At 50.1% G+C, this 17,665-nt stretch carries 14 protein-coding genes; 11 read left to right on the forward strand and 3 right to left on the reverse strand.

Annotated features, from left to right (window positions below):
* Nucleotides 1-9: 9 nt before the first annotated feature.
* The 6 genes from BM202_RS28865 (at nucleotide 10) to rplT (ending at nucleotide 6,009) form a co-directional block, all read left to right on the forward strand.
* Nucleotides 10-909, forward strand: coding sequence for a class I SAM-dependent methyltransferase (locus BM202_RS28865; RefSeq protein WP_093832759.1), 900 nt, complete (start codon nucleotides 10-12; stop codon nucleotides 907-909).
* Nucleotides 906-2,177, forward strand: a complete 1,272-nt coding sequence (locus BM202_RS28870) for a tetratricopeptide repeat protein (RefSeq protein ID WP_093832761.1) — start codon at nucleotides 906-908, stop codon at nucleotides 2,175-2,177. Before BM202_RS28865 ends, BM202_RS28870 begins: the two co-directional genes overlap by 4 nt.
* Nucleotides 2,178-2,317: 140 nt before the next feature.
* A complete protein-coding gene (gene thrS, locus BM202_RS28875) occupies nucleotides 2,318-4,261 on the forward strand; it encodes a threonine--tRNA ligase (protein ID WP_093832763.1) in 1,944 nt (647 codons plus the stop codon).
* Nucleotides 4,262-4,445: 184 nt separating this feature from the next.
* Entirely contained in the window at nucleotides 4,446-5,003 is a 558-nt protein-coding gene (gene infC / locus BM202_RS28880) for a translation initiation factor IF-3 (RefSeq protein WP_093832765.1), read from the forward strand.
* 251 nt (nucleotides 5,004-5,254) lie between these two features.
* Entirely contained in the window at nucleotides 5,255-5,449 is a 195-nt protein-coding gene (gene rpmI, locus BM202_RS28890; protein WP_093832769.1) for a 50S ribosomal protein L35, read from the forward strand.
* Between the two features lie 215 nt (nucleotides 5,450-5,664).
* Complete coding sequence (gene rplT, locus BM202_RS28895) at nucleotides 5,665-6,009, forward strand: 50S ribosomal protein L20 (protein WP_093832771.1); 345 nt, start codon at nucleotides 5,665-5,667, stop codon at nucleotides 6,007-6,009.
* 126 nt (nucleotides 6,010-6,135) lie between these two features.
* On the opposite strand, the gene BM202_RS28900 is transcribed toward rplT, so the two are convergent.
* The gene (locus BM202_RS28900; RefSeq protein ID WP_093832773.1) at nucleotides 6,136-6,576 is read right to left on the reverse strand and encodes a nuclease A inhibitor family protein; all 441 of its coding nucleotides are present in this window, start codon (nucleotides 6,574-6,576) and stop codon (nucleotides 6,136-6,138) included.
* A gap of 118 nt (nucleotides 6,577-6,694) precedes the next feature.
* Between BM202_RS28900 and BM202_RS28905 the strand changes: the two genes are divergently transcribed.
* The 5 genes from BM202_RS28905 to BM202_RS28925 all read left to right on the forward strand — a co-directional run bounded on the left by BM202_RS28905 (nucleotide 6,695) and on the right by BM202_RS28925 (nucleotide 12,724).
* Nucleotides 6,695-7,237, forward strand: coding sequence for a DUF937 domain-containing protein (locus BM202_RS28905; protein ID WP_093832775.1), 543 nt, complete (start codon nucleotides 6,695-6,697; stop codon nucleotides 7,235-7,237).
* A gap of 289 nt (nucleotides 7,238-7,526) precedes the next feature.
* Nucleotides 7,527-9,464 carry a molecular chaperone DnaK gene (gene dnaK / locus BM202_RS28910; protein ID WP_093832777.1) on the forward strand — a complete coding sequence of 646 codons (1,938 nt, stop codon included), beginning with the start codon at nucleotides 7,527-7,529 and terminating at the stop codon, nucleotides 9,462-9,464.
* A 194-nt stretch (nucleotides 9,465-9,658) separates the two neighbouring features.
* Nucleotides 9,659-10,096: an RrF2 family transcriptional regulator gene (locus BM202_RS28915; protein ID WP_093832779.1), complete on the forward strand. Its 438-nt coding sequence runs from the start codon at nucleotides 9,659-9,661 to the stop codon at nucleotides 10,094-10,096.
* Between the two features lie 99 nt (nucleotides 10,097-10,195).
* Nucleotides 10,196-11,524, forward strand: a complete 1,329-nt coding sequence (locus BM202_RS28920) for an APC family permease (protein ID WP_093832781.1) — start codon at nucleotides 10,196-10,198, stop codon at nucleotides 11,522-11,524.
* 54 nt (nucleotides 11,525-11,578) lie between these two features.
* Nucleotides 11,579-12,724 (forward strand): LLM class flavin-dependent oxidoreductase, encoded by a 1,146-nt coding sequence (locus BM202_RS28925; RefSeq protein WP_093832783.1) that lies wholly within the window; start codon nucleotides 11,579-11,581, stop codon nucleotides 12,722-12,724.
* Between the two features lie 265 nt (nucleotides 12,725-12,989).
* On the opposite strand, the gene BM202_RS28930 is transcribed toward BM202_RS28925, so the two are convergent.
* Entirely contained in the window at nucleotides 12,990-13,997 is a 1,008-nt protein-coding gene (locus BM202_RS28930; protein ID WP_093832785.1) for an SDR family oxidoreductase, read from the reverse strand.
* Nucleotides 13,998-14,188: 191 nt separating this feature from the next.
* The gene (locus BM202_RS28935; protein WP_093832845.1) at nucleotides 14,189-17,626 is read right to left on the reverse strand and encodes a methylmalonyl-CoA mutase family protein; all 3,438 of its coding nucleotides are present in this window, start codon (nucleotides 17,624-17,626) and stop codon (nucleotides 14,189-14,191) included.
* Nucleotides 17,627-17,665: the final 39 nt, after the last annotated feature.

Here is a 17,665-nt window from a genome sequence, read left to right on the forward strand (position 1 = left end):
AAAAAATTTATGGCTGACATTCAATTGATTACACCCAGGGCTTGGTCTGAATATGAACTGATCGACTCGGGTAATTTCCAGAAACTCGAACGTTTTGGCGAGTTTATTCTGGCCCGACCCGAACCGCAGGCCATCTGGGACAAATCGCTGTCCGATGCGGATTGGGAACGTCGGGCGCACGCCATTTTTCGGCGCGACCGGCAATCGCCAGAACGGGGTGACTGGCAAACTACGCCCGACATGCGCGATCCGTGGTACGTTAAATTTCAGCAGGATGGCTTAAACCTTAAGTTTAAACTGGCACTGACGACGTTTAAGCACGTAGGCTTATTTCCTGAGCAGGCTGATAACTGGGTTTTTATCCATGATAGAATAAAAACTATTTCGGAGAACGTAGCCCGGCCAAAAGTACTAAATCTGTTTGCTTACACAGGCGGGGCGTCGCTGGCGGCTCGTCAGGCAGGAGCTGATGTAACCCACGTTGATGCCGTGAAGCCCGTGATTAGCTGGGCGCGGGAAAATATGGACCATAGCGAGCTGGATAACATTCGCTGGGTGGTTGAAGATGCCGTAAAATTCGTTCGTCGCGAGGTTCGGCGGGGAAATAAATACAATGGCATCATTCTGGACCCACCCGCCTACGGCCGTGGTCCCGATGGTGAAAAGTGGGTACTTGAAGAACAGCTTAATGATCTGCTCAAATCCTGTGCTGATTTACTCGACCGCACCGATTTTTTCTTCATCATAAACCTGTATTCACTCGGGTTCTCGTCGCTCATTTTAGAGAACCTCATGCAGCAAACGTTTGGCAACGTACCGAACTCCGAATGGGGCGAGTTATTCGTGGCCGATCAGGCACATAAACGATTACCTTTGGGCGTATTTTATCGGTTCGCGTCGAGTTTATGAAAGAGCGAAAGTGCGAAAGTGCGAAAAAGCGAAAACCAGATTGGGCGGAAGGTTGGCGTAAGTTTCTTTCGCTCTTTTACTCATTCACTCTTTCGCTTTTACTATTTTCCTGTGGGAGCGATAACCGGCAGACCGCCAGCATACCGGATTTCCCAAAGCCCGGCGACAGTAGTCGTGCGGAAGGGGCATTGCGCGCGCTAACGCATGCTATTAATCAATCGTCACCTGCGTCGGCCTACGCCAAACGGGCCGTTATTCTACTGGCGATGGGACGGATAACGGATGCCCTTGCCGATATTGACGAAGCCATTAGCCGAAACGATAATGCCGGATTCTATTACCTAACCCGCGCTCAGATTCTGCGGGCGTTGAACCAACCTGACAGAGCGCTTCAGAATGCACAGCGCGCTGAAATTCTGGGTGTCGATACACCTGAACTTTATACATTGCAGGGTGATTTGCTGCAGCAACAAAATCAGTTCGATAAAGCAAAATTATACGTAGCAAAAGCCCTTCAAATGGCTCCATACGATGGCGAAGCGTATTTTTTCAAAGGGCTGATGGCCGCTCGCCAGGGTGATACGTTACAGGCACTCGCGCTTTATCAGCAGTCGCTTCGGCTTAAGCCTCGTTATTTGGAGACGTACAGTCAGTTAGCGTCCATTTATCGCGTGCTGCGTGATCCAAATTCGGCGCTTGTCTATAACAGGCAGGCCTTGCAGTATTTTCCCAATAATCCTAGACTCTATTACGGACGGGGCTTGATCTACCACGTAGAAGGCAAGCTTGATAGCGCGATTGCTTCGTACCAGCAAACCGTGCAGGTACAGCCGAGTTACTATCAGGCTTTTTTTCAGATGGGGTTAATTAATCAGAAATACCGCCGGTATGATGCCGCCCAGGCCAACTATCAGCGAGTACAGCAACTTCGCCCCCAGTTTCCACGTATTGATACGTATATTGGTTATTGTTTTGAGCAAATGGGTCAGTACGATCAGGCCATTGCTGCCTACACCAAAGCGACCACACAGAACGTAGCCGATCGGCAGGCTGCGGCAGGATTATGGCGATCGAGACGGCGACAATACGCGCAAAATTCATATAACTCATTACTTTTGCCGGATGCGCCTGATGAACAGGTGCAGACAGCCAGAAAGCGAACCGAAATAGATACGACCCGTGTTCGTATTATGACGATTCAGCCGAAAACAAAGGTTACATCCAGATCAGGCGATTCGCTTCAGCGAGCTGTAAAACCGTTGAATTGATGTAGGATGTATGCGATATGAAGTATGATGTATTTCTGTCCTTTATATCCTATATCATGCTTCTTATAGCATACAGAAAAAAGTAAGTGGTTTACAGTTGTAGGTAAGCCGCGGGTGCCCACAAATAAATAAGTACAAGTATGATTGCGCAGGACGAACAAATCCGCGTGACGCTGCCCGACGGTAGCGTTCGGCAGTATCCCAAAGGTAGTAGCGGGTTGGATATTGCTACCCAAATTAGCGAAGGGCTTGCCCGTAACGTACTGGCCGCCAAAGTGAACGGTGTCGTGCAGGATGCTACCCGACCCATTGAAGAGGATGCCAATGTGCAGCTTCTGACGTGGAATGATGCCGAGGGGAAAGCCACCTTCTGGCATTCATCGGCTCACTTGCTGGCTGAAGCGCTCGAAGCCTTGTACCCAGGTACGAAGTTCGGTATTGGACCGGCTATTGAAACGGGCTTCTATTACGATGTTGACCTCGGCGGACAGCCGTTTTCGCAGGAAGACTTCAAGAAGGTAGAGGACAAAATGCTCGAGCTGGCCCGCCAGAAACAGCCATACATCCGCAAGCCCATGAGCAAAACCGATGCGATCGCTTATTTTGAGGAAAAAGGCGATCCGTATAAACTCGACCTGCTCGAAGGCCTGGATGATGGAACCATTACGTTCTACACCCAGGGCGACTTTACCGATCTGTGCCGGGGGCCACACATCCCAAACACGGGTTTTATCAAGGCGGCTAAGCTGATGAACGTAGCCGGTGCCTACTGGCGCGGCAACGAAAAAAATAAGCAACTGACCCGGATTTACGGCGTTACGTATCCGAAACAAAAAGAACTCGACGAATACCTGTACCTGCTCGAAGAAGCCAAAAAGCGGGATCACCGTAAGTTGGGTAAAGAGTTGGAGTTGTTCGCGTTTTCGGAGAAAGTAGGAGCAGGGCTTCCCTTATGGCTGCCGAAAGGCACGATGCTACGTGAGCGGCTGGAAAATTTTCTGCGGAAGGCACAATCGCGGGCGGGGTATTTACAGGTTGTTACGCCCCATATCGGTAGCAAGCAGCTGTATGTAACATCGGGTCACTGGGAAAAGTATGGTGAAGATTCGTTCCAGCCCATCAAAACGCCTGATCCGAACGAGGAGTTTTTGCTGAAACCTATGAATTGCCCGCATCACTGCGAGATATACAAAACCAAACCGCGTTCGTATCGCGACCTGCCATTGCGGCTGGCTGAGTTTGGAACGGTGTATCGCTATGAGCAGTCGGGTGAGTTGCATGGATTAACACGCGTGCGGGGGTTCACGCAGGATGACGCGCATATATTCTGTCGACCTGACCAGGTAAAGGACGAGTTCATGAAAGTGATCGACCTGGTGCTTTATGTCTTTAAATCACTTGGGTTTGACGACTATAGCGCCCAGATTTCATTGCGCGATCCAGAGAATAATACGAAATACATCGGTTCCGACGAGTTGTGGGAAAAAGCCGAGTCGGCCATTATTGAAGCGGCAGCCGAAAAAGGCTTGCGTACGGTAACGGAATTGGGTGAAGCGGCTTTCTATGGTCCCAAGCTTGATTTCATGGTACGTGATGCCCTGGGTCGGAAGTGGCAGTTGGGTACAATTCAGGTGGATTACAACCTGCCGAATCGCTTTGAACTGGAATACATTGGCGCGGATAATCAGAAACACCGTCCTGTGATGATTCACCGGGCGCCTTTTGGGTCGATGGAGCGATTTATTGCGATTCTGATAGAAAATTCGGGTGGTAATTTTCCGCTCTGGCTTTCACCGGATCAAATTGCCATTCTGCCGATTTCGGAAAAATATGAAAGCTACGCGAATGACCTGTTTTTTACCTTACAGGAGCAGGATATTCGCGGCTTTGTCGATTTGCGCGATGAAAAAATCGGTCGTAAAATCCGCGATGCTGAAGTAAATAAAGTGCCCTATATGCTTATCGTCGGCGAGAAGGAAGCGGCCGATGGCAAAGTATCGATCCGGCGCAAAGGCCAGGGCGATTTGGGTAGTATGAGCGTAGAAGAGTTTATCAATACGTTCAAAGCAGAAGTGAAGATGTAAGCATTTAATTATCAGTTGTCCGTCGATAGTGGGTTATGACGTATTCATTCGATCAACTATCGACGGATTACTATTGATTATAACCAGTATTTTAAATAGTTTTCCGAACTTTTTAGACGTGGGTACGTTATCCAAACGACCTTAAAACGTCAGTTTCAAACATTTGTTACGCTAAACACAATTTATGGCATTACCCCAGCGCAGACCACCCCGTCGCGTGGTTGAAGAACCCTACAAAGTCAATGAGCGCATACTGGCCCGCGAAGTGCGGGTGGTCGGTGAAAATGTAGAGCAGGGAATCTACGAAATAAGTAAGGCGCAGGCAATGGCCAAAGCGCAAAACCTCGACCTGGTTGAGGTGTCGCCCAATGCTGTTCCGCCCGTCTGTCGTATTGTGGACTACTCCAAGTTCAAATATGAGCAGAAGAAAAAGCAGAAAGAGATCAAGGCTAACGCCACAAAGGTTGTTATTAAAGAGATTCGTTTCGGTCCCAATACCGACGATCACGACTTCGATTTTAAGCTTAAACATGCCATTAACTTCCTGAAAGAAGGGGCGAAGGTGAAAGCCTACGTTCAGTTTGTTGGCCGGGCCATTGTCTTCAAAGACCGGGGCTTTCAACTGCTGGAGCGCTTTTCTAAAGGACTGGAAGACTACGGCAAGATTGAAGCCGAACCCAAACTCGAAGGCAAGCGCATGAGTATGTTCCTGTCGCCGAAAGTGGTTGTTCCCAAAAAATAACATATGAGTCACTGGTAGCGCTAAAGCAAGCGTTGATCCTGCTCGACTACTTCATTTTTATAACCCTGTTTCGATTCGTTCTAACGAAAATCGGAACAGGGTTTTTGGCGTAGGTTTGTAGTATTTGTCATTAGCCAATACAACGTATCTGTAACATTTTATACTAACGGCAATCAGCTGCTGATTATGAGCTTTTTTTTGTATCTTTGCGCCCTGTTTACTTAAATTTCCGTACAAAGCGGTTTACTGCAATGCCAAAAGTAAAAACAAACTCGGCTGCCAAGAAGCGTTTCAAGCTGACAGGCACCGGAAAAATCAAACGGAAGCACGCCTTCCACAGTCATATTCTGACGAAAAAAGGAACCAAGCAAAAGCGCAATTTAGTGCATGATACGCTGGTTGCTGCCCCTGATGAGCGTCGTATCAAAGCGCTGTTGAACATCTAGTCAGAATTAAAAAGATGGACACAATGATACTCGTTGTGTACTAATCGCAAAGGACGCGATTGCGTCCTGGTTTCACGTTTCACCCGAGGCCGGGCTAAAAAAGAGAATGATGAATGATGAATGATGAATGGTAGTTAACGAAAAGATTATTCGTCACTATTCATTCTACATGCACGTTCTTCTTCCGCCCGTCGTCAAAAAACAAGTTACAAACAATGCCACGTTCAGTCAATCACGTAGCCTCACGGGCACGTAGAAAAAAAGTAATGAAGCTCGCCAAAGGGTACTTTGGTCGGCGTAAAAATGTTTGGACGGTTGCTAAAAACGCCGTCGAAAAAGGCTTAGGCTACGCTTACCGCGACCGCAAAGCCAAAAAGCGTGATTTCCGGGGTCTCTGGATTCAACGGATCAACGCAGGTGCCCGGATTCATGGTCTTTCGTATTCCGTGTTCATGGGTGCACTGAATAAATCAGGTATCGAACTAAACCGGAAAGTATTGGCTGATCTGGCCATGAATCATCCGGAAGCGTTTGCCGCTGTTGTTGAACAAGTGAAGTAAACAGAACTGTATAGATGAAACCCCGGTGATGAGCCGGGGTTTTTCTGCTTTATAGGATTCAATTTACGATGGCCGACGCATGAGCAATTCGCGTCAGCCATCGTAAACTGTAAACTGAGTACCGTACTACGTCTGTACTATTTTTGTCTTGATTCCTGCCCGTTCACCGTCGGTTTGGCGGCCCAGCAAATAAACGTCCATTTCAGTCTCGCCCACACGGAACACTTGCCGCCCTGTCAATTCTTTTTCCAAAAACTGCCTGAGTTGCTGGAATTTGGCCGTTCGGGTTTTCTCCTCATCAGTATACCAATCCTGTTCAGTGGTGACTGGCTCCCAAAAGTCATTTTCTGGAATTTCTTCCACATACATGGAAGGCGGTAGCATCTGCCAATCTTTAATTTGGCTGACCGTTAATGGTTCAGTTTGTTTGAGATAGCAGGTTACGGCTTCCAGGGGTTCATCGGATTCGCTCGGATAAAGTAAATCTATCAGTAAAGGATTGATCTGTTCGCTAAAGGGGCTATTATCGGCATTGGGATGGCTACTTCCAGGCTCTTCGTTCGTCATACGTACAGGCAGATTCAAGACAAATTAACCAATTCTGGGTTAAGTATCTAATCAATATAATTTCAATGCGGATTGTTACAAGTCTTATCCGTTAAACTCAGTAAAAACCTTTATTATCATGTTCGAAACCTTAATGAATCTGGTCAAGCAGCACGCTGGCCAGGCCGTAATCAACAATCCCGCCATTCCCAACGAGCAAAACGACAATGTGATGCAAACGGTTACCAGCAGCATTCTGAGTGGCCTGGGGCAACAGGCGCAGGGTGGTGGTCTTGGTAATTTGCTTGGTATGGTCGTTAATGGTGGCAGTGAGCAGCAAAGCTCCGTGACACAGGGCGTCCAGCAGCACGTTGAGCAAAACCTAATGGAGAAACTGGGCATTTCGCCCCAAGTAGCTATGTCGATAGCGAGTGCCGTCGTGCCAATGGTATTGAGTAAACTAATGCACAAAGCCTCTGACCCGAATGATTCCAGTGTCGATGGTAATTCGATTCTGGGAGCCGCAACGGGTCAGCAGGGGGTTGATTGGATGGGTATGGCCGGTTCTGCTATGGCTGATGGCAAGCTGGATATGAACGACTTGATGCGGGCTGCTGGTCAACAGACGGGTGGCGGAGGTGGTCTTGGTGGTATGCTGGGTGGCCTGTTCGGCGGCAAATAAGTAGCAGATTCATGCTAGGTAAGTCACGTAGTGATGGTCAGACAGGTGTCGGGTCGTTGCTACGTGACTTATTCGTTGGTACATGGGAGCACTATGTAAGCTATACAGACGACTAGATTTGTCATGTATTTGTGCCGTAAGTTACCGATGAGCGCCAATATGGCTCTTTCCCTTTTATATTCTGCCAATCTGACAGCAAATCAGGCAATTTTCCGGGCTGGCATTTGTATTGTTAGATAGAACATGTCTGTCAGTTTTAACCACAGCATACAAGAAACTAAACCAAGTTATGGGAAAGATTATTGGTATTGACTTAGGCACCACGAACTCGTGCGTGGCCGTGATGGAAGGCAACGAGCCGGTTGTAATCCCCAACTCCGAAGGAGCCCGGACTACACCGTCTGTGGTCGCGTTTATGGACAACGGCAACGGCGAACGTAAAGTCGGTGCACCCGCCAAACGCCAGGCCATCACCAACCCAAAAAATACGATTTCTTCGATTAAGCGTTTCATGGGTAAACGCTATAGTGAAGTAACGAATGAAATTAAAAATGTCGCTTACGACGTAGAGAACGGGCCGAACAGTACGCCCCGCGTACGTATCGGTGATCGTCAATATACGCCCCAGGAGCTTTCGGCGCTGATTCTGCAAAAAATGAAGCAGACCGCCGAAGATTACCTTGGCCAAACTGTTACAGAAGCCGTTATCACGGTGCCTGCCTACTTTAATGATGCTGAGCGTCAGGCTACTAAAGAAGCGGGTGCTATTGCCGGTCTGGATGTGAAACGCATAATCAACGAGCCAACCGCTGCTGCGCTGGCCTATGGTTTGGATAAAACCAACCACGATCAGAAAATTGCCGTATTTGACCTTGGTGGCGGTACGTTCGATATCTCGATTCTGGAATTGGGCGATGGCGTATTTGAAGTAAAATCGACCGATGGCGATACGCACCTCGGTGGTGATGACTTCGACCAGGTGATCATCGACTGGCTTGCCGATGAGTTTAAGAAAGACGAAGCGATCGATCTGCGTCAGGACCCAATGGCCCTGCAACGGTTGAAAGAAGCCGCTGAAAAGGCAAAAGTTGAATTATCGAGTTCGAACTCGACGGAAATCAACCTGCCGTATATCATGCCGGTGAATGGTATTCCCAAGCACTTGGTACGGACATTGAGCCGGGCCAAGTTCGAGCAATTAGCCGATTCGCTGATTCAGCGGAGCCTGGAGCCTTGCCGTCGTGCTCTGAAAAACTCCGGTCTGTCGGCTAGCCAGATTGACGAAGTTATTCTGGTGGGTGGTTCGACCCGAATACCCAAAGTTCAGGAAGAAGTTGAAAAACTGTTCGGTCGGAAGCCTTCGAAAGCCGTTAACCCCGATGAAGCTGTAGCCATTGGTGCGGCTATTCAGGGTGGTGTGTTGACGGGTGAAGTGAAAGACGTACTGCTGCTCGACGTAATTCCGCTGTCGTTGGGTATCGAAACGATGGGTGGCGTATTTACCAAAATGGTGGATGCTAACACGACGATTCCAAGCAAGAAAGTTGAAACCTATTCGACCGCTTCGGATAATCAGCCCAGTGTAGAAATCAACATCCTGCAGGGTGAACGCCCAATGGCGGCTCAGAACCGTCAGTTAGGCCGGTTTATCCTGTCCGATATTCCACCAGCACCACGCGGTGTTCCTCAGATTGAAGTAACGTTCGATGTAGATGCCAACGGTATTCTGCACGTAACGGCCAAAGATAAAGGTACTGGCAAAGAGCAGAAAATCCGGATTGAAGCATCGAGCGGCTTGACCGACGCTGAAATCACCCGGATGCGTGAAGAAGCCAAAGCCAACGAAGAAGCAGATAAGAAGGAACGTGAAACGGTTGAGAAAGTCAACGCGGCCGACTCAATGGTGTTCCAGACCGAGAAGCAACTGAAAGAATACGGTGATAAATTGTCGGCTGGTAACAAGACGGCGATTGAAGATGCGCTGGCTAAACTTCGCACGGCACACGGTGCCCGCGATATAACCGCCATCGACACGGCGCTCGAAGCGTTGAACGCTGCCTGGGCAACGGCCTCGACCGAAATGTATAGCGCCGGTGCTGCGGATGGCACCAGTGCCAACCCAACGGATGGAGCTGGTTTCGGTGGCAACGGCAATGGTTCGGCCAACGGCCAGGGCCAGCCAGCCGGCGACAACGTATCGGACGTGCCGTACGAAGAAGTGAAGTAAGACCGAGGTTTATCGGATTACGCTGATTGGCCTGATATATGAAAGCCCCTGCCGGAAACGGTGGGGGCTTTTTTATTTAGATAGAGTGAAATTTTAAGAGATTAATATCTATAGAAATAGGAGAGTTGTAAAAAAGGTAGCTTATATTTGGCTTTTACGTCCCATCTACTACATCCAGAAACTAGATCGATACTATGATTTCGAAAAAAGCTAAGTACGCGATTAAAGCCTTAAAAGTGCTTACCGAAGAATATGGAAAAGGGCCAGTCTTAATTTCCTTTATTTCAGCTAAAGAAAATATACCTAAAAAGTTCTTAGAGGCTATCCTGCTGGAACTGCGTAATCATGGCATCCTCCAGAGTCAGAAGGGAAAGGGGGGCGGGTATCTGCTACGTGTTGATCCGGGACGGGTTAATTTGGCTCAGGTGGTGCGCATTATCGATGGCCCGATTGCGCCAACACCCTGCGTCTCGCTGAATTTCTACGTTCGCTGCGATGATTGTGCGGATGAAGAAACGTGTACCATCCGACCTATTATGTTGCAGGTTCGAGATGCGAATCTGTCGGTGTATGAGAACACTACGTTACCCATGTTGGTTGAACATAGCGTGTATTCCCAACAGATTTTATAAGACTTTTTTGTAGGTTAGCCACAAAGCCTGGTGTGCTTTTGTTCGATGGGACGACCAGCGCCCCGGTAGATGAACCAATCGATTAAACCAACATAAAGGGTGGCACATACCCCTGATTCATCTTCCCGGCTACTCCGTGGCATTGGCCGGTTCGATTTTATTGCGCTCATTATTAACATCACCATTGGCGCGGGTATCCTGGGGTTACCCGCGAAACTATATGCGCTGATTGGTGTCTGGAGTTTATTCGCTTACGTTGTCAGCGCGACGGTCGTGGTTCTGATTATCCTGTGTTTTGCCGAAGTAAGCAGTCGATTCAGCGCTACGGGCGGTCCGTATCTGTACGCTCGGGTTGCCTTCGGACCACTGGTTGGCTTCGAGGTCGGCTGGTTGTTCTGGCTATCACGCATGGCGGCCTTTGCGTCAATTTGCAACCTGTTCGTTAGTTACGCGGCTCTGTTCAGGCCCCAATTGGCGGGCGGCTGGGAGCGGGCAAGTTTGATTACGGCGCTGATTGTTGGCGTAACCGGTATAAACTACCTGGGTGTGCAGCGGTCGGCGCGGGTGAATACTGTATTTACCGTCAGCAAATTATTGACGATTGGTCTCTTTGCCATTGTGGGCTTATTTTTTGTCGATACGGCCGCCTTTTCGTTCCCTACATTTCCTGACTATACCTCCTTTTCACAGGCGGTATTGCTCCTTATTTTCACATTTTCGGGCTTCGATGTTGCGGCCATACCGGCGGGGGAGGTCCAGCAACCCCAGCGAACGGTGCCCTTGTCGTTGCTGATTTCTATCGGAACCGTAGCTGTATTGTTTATCGCGGTACAACTTGTCTGTATTGGCACCTTACCCGATCTAACCCATTCCGAACGTCCGCTCGCCGATGCCGCCGGTCACTTTATTGGACCGGGTGGGGCTTTGTTTATCACGATTGTGGCGTTAATTACGGCAATGGGCACGCTTCATGCGCTGATGCTGACGGGGCCGCGCCTGCTATTTGCAATGGCCGAACAAAAGCAATTACCGGCCTGGTTGGCCTGGACACATCCCCGTTTTCGAACGCCCTACGTAGCGATTCTCCTAACGGCTGCGTTGCAACTCCTGCTGGCAATAACGGGTACGTTTCTGTATGCACTGACGCTTAGCACGCTGATTCGACTCGCCTATTTTGCCCTGACTTGTGCGGCTGTCCCCATACTACGACGACGTAGTGACGTGCCAATGGCGCAGTTTCAGGTAACGGGTGGACTGGTCGTTTCGGGATTGGCGGTGTTACTTTGTGCCTGGTTGCTCAGCAACAGCTCTGGACGGGAAGCCCGCGACGTAGCGATCGCCGGAGCTGTGGGGTTAGTCATTTACGGTGTCAATCGGTATCGACGGGCTAAAACCCACGTAACGCATGACCAACCTAGCCCTGAATGAAGTTAATACGTTTTAGTCTATCAAGTTTACTTACGGCTATCAACCGGATTGTCCATGCTTCAACAGCCAATTGAGTCTGTCCCTGTTCGAACAACCGGGCGTGTTTGCGAGGTATCCTGGTTTTCTGATCTCTGCGGAGAGGATACCGAATTTCTGAGCGTTCGCGATCCTGCTCGCAGTACATTTGCCCATTGCCGGAACATTGCATTGACCGCCGAACGGCTGGGCTTTAGTAATCTATTATTGCCCACGTCTTACATGACGGGTCAGGAAGTTATTCCCTTCGCAGCGGGCGTTGCCCCCGACTTACAGAAAATCAGTTTACTAACGGCAATCCGCTGCGGAGAAATGCATCCACCGATGCTGGCCCGTACGTTGGCCTCGCTCGATCAGATGCTGGAGGGCCGGTTGACGATCAACATTATTAACTCTGATTTACCTGGTTATCGTGAAGACGCCAACCTGCGCTACCAGCGCTGTGCCGAAACCATTCAAATTCTGAAACAGGCCTGGACACAGGACCGGATTGAACACGATGGCCCCATCTATGGTAAAATCAGTTTAGCGACCGACCCCGTAAAACCCTATCAGCAAAACGGCGGGCCACTGCTCTATTTCGGCGGTACGTCGGATGGAGCGCGGGATGTATGTGCCCGTTACTGCGATGTCTTTCTGATGTGGCCTGAAACCGAGGAGTTGTTGTATGGCAACATGAAGGACGTAGCAGAACGGGCAGCCCGCTATGGTCGACAGGTCGATTTCGGGTTGCGTATTCACATCATCGTGCGGGAAACGGAGGATGAAGCCAGGGCCTGGTCCCGGCACATTATGTCGAAGTTTGACCCGGTACGTGGTGCCGCTCTGAAAAATGCCTCACAAAGCTCGTGGTCATTGGGGGTCCAGCGGCAAAATGAACTACGTAAAGGTGCCGATAACGACGGCTTTGTGGAGCCGCTGCTCTGGACCGACATTGGTAAAGCCCGTTCGGGAGCGGGTGGTGCTTTAGTCGGTAGCGCGGATCAGATCGTAGAAAAAATTAATCGGTATATAGACATGGGCATACGAGCGTTTATTTTCTCTGGGTATCCCCTAATGGAAGAAGCCGAGTGGTTTGCGCGATTAGTTTTGCCCAGATTACCGAATGTCACGCTGGCCCGATTGCAGGAACGTATTCCAGCGAAGCCTTTTTTAACGGTATAGGGTTTTTCTGTGGTCCGGGAGATTAGCCTAGCCACATCACGGCGCAGACCAGTAGTAGTACCCTGTAGGAATCAAACTAATTAGCTGATAATCATGCTTTGTATTGCCAAATAGAATACAAAGCATGATTATTCGCTTTTGCGTATTACTTAAAAATATCCAGGTCCTGGTACCAGCCTAAACACGTTAGCAAAAGCTCTATTTTGTAAGCTTCGATACGTATGGCTTTTTGGTAACCTTGCCTCATTTTCGCGTAATGACCTCACTAAGGCTGTCCACCCCCACCAGCCGCTCCGTACACCTGCCCTGTGGCATAACTACCATCATTTGCAGCCAGTTGAACGTAAATAGACGCTAGTTCGGCGGGTTGACCAGGTCGACCCAGGGGCGTATTTCCACCAAAGGTTTTTAGTTTTTCCTGCGTGGCTCCTCCACTGGGTTGCAAGGGCGTCCAGATAGGCCCCGGTGCTACGCCGTTCACCCGTATGCCTTTGGGACCAAGCTGTTTTGCCAGCGACTTGACAAAATTCATCGTGGCTGCTTTGGTTTGGGCATAATCATATAAATTGGGTGAAGGGTCATAAGCCTGCTCCGATGTCGTACCAATGATAGACGATCCGGCTGGCATATGCGGTAGGGCGGCTTTAATAATCCAGAAAGGCGCATAAATGTTCGTCTTCATGGTCGCGTCGAAATCCTCTGAAGATACGTCAAGAATGGATTCACGGCTTTGCTGGCGGGCGGCATTGCTGACCAGAATATCCAAACCACCTAAGCCTTTCACGGCTTCATCGACCAGTCGTTTGCAAAAAGCTTCGTCACGGATATCGCCGGGAATGGCAATCGCTTTTCGCCCTTCTTTTTTGATTAGGTCGATCACCTCTTTGGCATCGGGTTCCTCGGCCGGTAGGTAGTTAATGGCTACATCAGCTCCTTCACGGGCATAGGCAATCGCGGCTGCTCGGCCCATACCTGAATCACCGCCGGTAATCAAGGCTTTACGGCCCTGTAACCGTCCCGATCCTTTGTAGCTGGTCTCGCCATGATCGGGCCGGGGGTCCATTTTACTGGCCAGACCCGGCCAGGGTTGAGGCTGAGGTTTAAACGGAGGCTTGGGGTATTTTGTGGTCGGATCGACAAGCGCTGCCGGAGCAGCTCCCTCGGTAAGTTGAGGGTCCGAATCAGCAAACACTGGAGATGCCATTAGGGTAGCGGCAATACCACTACCAAGGCCGCCAATAACCTGGCGTCTGTTTAATTGATTTTCATTCATAATGGTTGTATGCTGACGTTGAGTACGTGTTTGTTTGTACTATACTATATCCATAGGATACCCCCTTTAACGAATGGTATAGTGTTAAGGTTAGATTTTCTTTAGATTTAATGAGGAATGATTAGGTAGTAAGAATAATCCGCAGGCACAACGTTGAAAACACTGGCTGAGCCTGTTATTGGCCGATCTCCTCACATGTTTCGCCGGTACTGCCCGCCCACTTCGTAGAGTGCGTTGGACAGCTGGCCAAGTGAACACACTTTGGTTGCTTCCATCAAACTCTCGAAAATATTGCCATTGGCCAGGGCTGTAGCTTGCAGGTTTGCCAGGGCCATAGCGGCTTCATCGTGGTGAGCTGCCTGAAATGCCTGACAGGATTCAACCGCGTAGCGTTTTTCTTCGTCGGTTGAGCGGATGACTTCGGTGGGAACGATGGTTGGCGAACCAGCCGGATCGAGGAAGGTATTGACGCCAACAATCGGCAAAGCACCGTTGTGTTTCATCGTTTCGTAATACATCGATTCTTCCTGGATTTTGCTACGTTGGTACATGCGTTCCATTGCACCCAGAACACCACCGCGCTCGTTGATGGCCAGAAATTCCTGATACACCGCTTCTTCTACCAGATCGGTTAACTCTTCCACAACGAAAGCACCCTGCAACGGATTCTCGTTTTTCGTCAACCCAAACTCCCGGTTGATAATAAGCTGGATGGCCATCGCCCGCCGGACAGATTCTTCGGTTGGCGTCGTAATGGCTTCGTCGTAGGCGTTGGTGTGTAGCGAGTTGCAGTTGTCATAGACAGCCAGCAAGGCTTGCAACGTAGTACGAATGTCGTTGAACCCGATTTCCTGGGCGTGGAGACTTCGACCGGACGTTTGAATGTGGTATTTGAGTTTCTGGGATCGGTCGTTGGCATTGTATTTATTTCGCATCGCCTTCGCCCAGATACGTCGGGCCACCCGACCCAGAACGGTGTATTCCGGGTCCATCCCGTTCGAGAAAAAGAACGAGAGGTTAGGGGCAAAGTCATCTACGTGCATACCCCGGCTGAGGTAATATTCCACGAATGTAAACCCATTGGACAGCGTAAAAGCCAGTTGCGAAATCGGATTGGCACCAGCTTCGGCGATGTGATAGCCTGAAATCGACACCGAGTAAAAATTCTGCACCCGGTTGTCGGTGAAATACTGCTGAATATCACCCATCATTTTGAGGGCAAACTCCGTCGAGAAAATGCAGGTATTCTGGGCCTGATCTTCTTTCAAAATATCCGCCTGCACCGTTCCACGCACCTTACGCAACGTATCGGCTTTAATTTGCTCGTAAATTTCTGGCGGCAACACTTTATCGCCCGTTGTCCCAAGCAGCAGCAAACCAAGTCCATCGTTGCCATCGGGGAGGGGGCCTTGGTAGCGCAGAGCAGAGGGCACGGGGCTCGGAGGAAGGGAAAAAAGCGTGTCAGCAGCTCCCTGCTCCTCGCTCCCTGCCCCACGTCCACGTAACCATTTTTCACACTGCTGATCGATGGCTGCGTTCAGGAAAAAGCCAAGGAGCATGGGCGCGGGGCCGTTAATGGTCATGGACACCGACGTCGCGGGGTCGCAGAGGTCGAAGCCGGAGTAGAGTTTCTTGGCATCATCGAGGGTGCAGATGCTTACCCCCGAATTGCCAACTTTCCCGAAAATATCGGGACGTAGTGCTGGGTCTTCACCATAGAGCGTAACCGAGTCAAAGGCGGTTGACAGACGCTTGGCTGGTAAGCCTTTTGATACGTAGTGAAATCGGCGATTGGTACGTTCAGGCCCGCCTTCGCCCGCAAACATGCGCGTTGGATCTTCGCCCTCGCGTTTTAGAGGAAATACACCAGCCGTATACGGAAATTCACCCGGTACGTTCTCCGTCAGGAGCCAGCGCAGAATATCGCCCCAATCATGGTACTTCGGTAAACTGACTTTCGGGATTCTCAGATGGGAAAGAGTTTCAGCATACAGCGGCTGCCGGATGACTTTATCCCGAACGTTAAATTCGTAAAATTCCGCTACGTAGCGTTTCTGCATCTCAGGCCACTGTTGCAGCAAGGTTCGGCAAATTGGGTGGAGCCGAGCGTCGAAATTAGCGTAAAGGGTTTTTAACTCTTCTTGCAGTGGGTTACCCCCCTCCCTTTGGTTTAAGGGGAGGGGTTGGGGGTGGGGGTGGGGTAGCAACTTCAACGTTCCATTCAACTGGTACAATTGCCGCGCCAGCGTGGTTTGCTCATGAACGAACGCATCATAACGTCGGCTTTCTTCCACAATTTCGGCCAGATACCGCACTCGGTCGGGAGGTATAATGGCATGGGGCATGGAGTTTGGTGCAGGGGCGTTCACCATGCTTTCTTCCCTGCTCCCTGCCCCAAGCTCCACATTCATCAACCTCATCAGTCGCTCATACAACGCGTTCATGCCCGGATCGTTGAACTGGGCGGCAACGGTTCCCAAAATGGGTAATTCATCATCCGCTACATCCCAAAGATTGTGATTGCGTCGGTACTGTTTCCTGACATCGCGCAGGGCGTCTAACGAGCCTCGTTTATCGAATTTGTTGATGGCAATGACATCGGCAAAATCGAGCATGTCGATTTTTTCTAACTGCGTGGCTGCGCCATATTCGGCGGTCATCACATAGAGCGTTTTATCGGCATGTTCGGTAATTTCCGTATCCGACTGACCAATGCCCGACGTTTCGACGATAATCAGATCGAACTGAGCGGCTTTACAAATATTGATCGCATCCTGAACATGGCGACTCAGGGCCAGATTCGACTGCCGTGTTGCCAGCGACCGCATGTATACACGAGGAGAATTGATCGCGTTCATGCGAATGCGATCCCCCAGCAACGCTCCACCTGTTTTACGCTTCGACGGGTCTACCGAAATGATTGCCAGTGTTTTATCTGAGTACGTTCGTAGGAAACGTAGTACCAACTCATCCACCAGCGACGATTTGCCCGCGCCCCCAGTGCCGGTAATGCCGAGGACGGGCGCCTGATGCAGGGTGGCAGGAGCGTGGTATTGATCTGGGTGATTTTCGGCCGTAGTGATGAGTCGGGCGATTACATCGACATCTTCCGGGGACATATTTCCCCCCTCCCCTGAAAACAGGGGCGGTCCGCCGATGCGGGGGGCTGGGGCGAAATCGCATTGCCGTAGCAAATCGTCAATCATACCCTGCAAGCCCATCGAACGGCCATCGTCGGGCGAATAAATCCGTGCGATGCCATAGGCGTGAAGTTGATCGATTTCGGAGGGGAGAATCGTGCCGCCACCGCCCCCAAAGATTTTGATATGGCCCGCCCCACGCTTCTGAAGCAGGTCATACATGTATTTGAAAAACTCCAGATGCCCACCCTGATAGCTCGTTACGGCAATGCCCTGGACATCTTCCTGAATGGCACAATCCACGATTTCGGCCACTGAGCGGTTGTGTCCCAGGTGAATCACTTCCGCACCCGACGCCTGCATCAGCCGACGCATCAGGTTGATAGCCGCATCGTGACCATCGAACAGAGAAGCCGCCGTAACAAGGCGAATCTTGTTCGTAAAAGCCTGGGTTTGGTGTCGGTCGGGTTTGGGTTGTTGCGTAATCATGGGTTCAATACGTTTGTCAGGCAGGGTCGGTAAAATCAA

This window comes from Spirosoma endophyticum (assembly GCF_900112365.1).
Lineage (GTDB): Bacteria > Bacteroidota > Bacteroidia > Cytophagales > Spirosomataceae > Spirosoma > Spirosoma endophyticum.

What these genes read in the sequence shown, in the direction of transcription:
- BM202_RS28865 (WP_093832759.1), top strand. Translation starts at nt 10, where the DNA reads ATGGCTGACATTCAATTGATTACACCCAGGGCTTGGTCTGAATATGAA.
- BM202_RS28870 (WP_093832761.1), top strand. Translation starts at nt 906, where the DNA reads ATGAAAGAGCGAAAGTGCGAAAGTGCGAAAAAGCGAAAACCAGATTGG.
- thrS (WP_093832763.1), top strand. Translation starts at nt 2,318, where the DNA reads ATGATTGCGCAGGACGAACAAATCCGCGTGACGCTGCCCGACGGTAGC.
- infC (WP_093832765.1), top strand. Translation starts at nt 4,446, where the DNA reads ATGGCATTACCCCAGCGCAGACCACCCCGTCGCGTGGTTGAAGAACCC.
- rpmI (WP_093832769.1), top strand. Translation starts at nt 5,255, where the DNA reads ATGCCAAAAGTAAAAACAAACTCGGCTGCCAAGAAGCGTTTCAAGCTG.
- rplT (WP_093832771.1), top strand. Translation starts at nt 5,665, where the DNA reads ATGCCACGTTCAGTCAATCACGTAGCCTCACGGGCACGTAGAAAAAAA.
- BM202_RS28900 (WP_093832773.1), bottom strand. Translation starts at nt 6,576, where the DNA reads ATGACGAACGAAGAGCCTGGAAGTAGCCATCCCAATGCCGATAATAGC.
- BM202_RS28905 (WP_093832775.1), top strand. Translation starts at nt 6,695, where the DNA reads ATGTTCGAAACCTTAATGAATCTGGTCAAGCAGCACGCTGGCCAGGCC.
- dnaK (WP_093832777.1), top strand. Translation starts at nt 7,527, where the DNA reads ATGGGAAAGATTATTGGTATTGACTTAGGCACCACGAACTCGTGCGTG.
- BM202_RS28915 (WP_093832779.1), top strand. Translation starts at nt 9,659, where the DNA reads ATGATTTCGAAAAAAGCTAAGTACGCGATTAAAGCCTTAAAAGTGCTT.
- BM202_RS28925 (WP_093832783.1), top strand. Translation starts at nt 11,579, where the DNA reads ATGCTTCAACAGCCAATTGAGTCTGTCCCTGTTCGAACAACCGGGCGT.
- BM202_RS28930 (WP_093832785.1), bottom strand. Translation starts at nt 13,997, where the DNA reads ATGAATGAAAATCAATTAAACAGACGCCAGGTTATTGGCGGCCTTGGT.
- BM202_RS28935 (WP_093832845.1), bottom strand. Translation starts at nt 17,626, where the DNA reads ATGATTACGCAACAACCCAAACCCGACCGACACCAAACCCAGGCTTTT.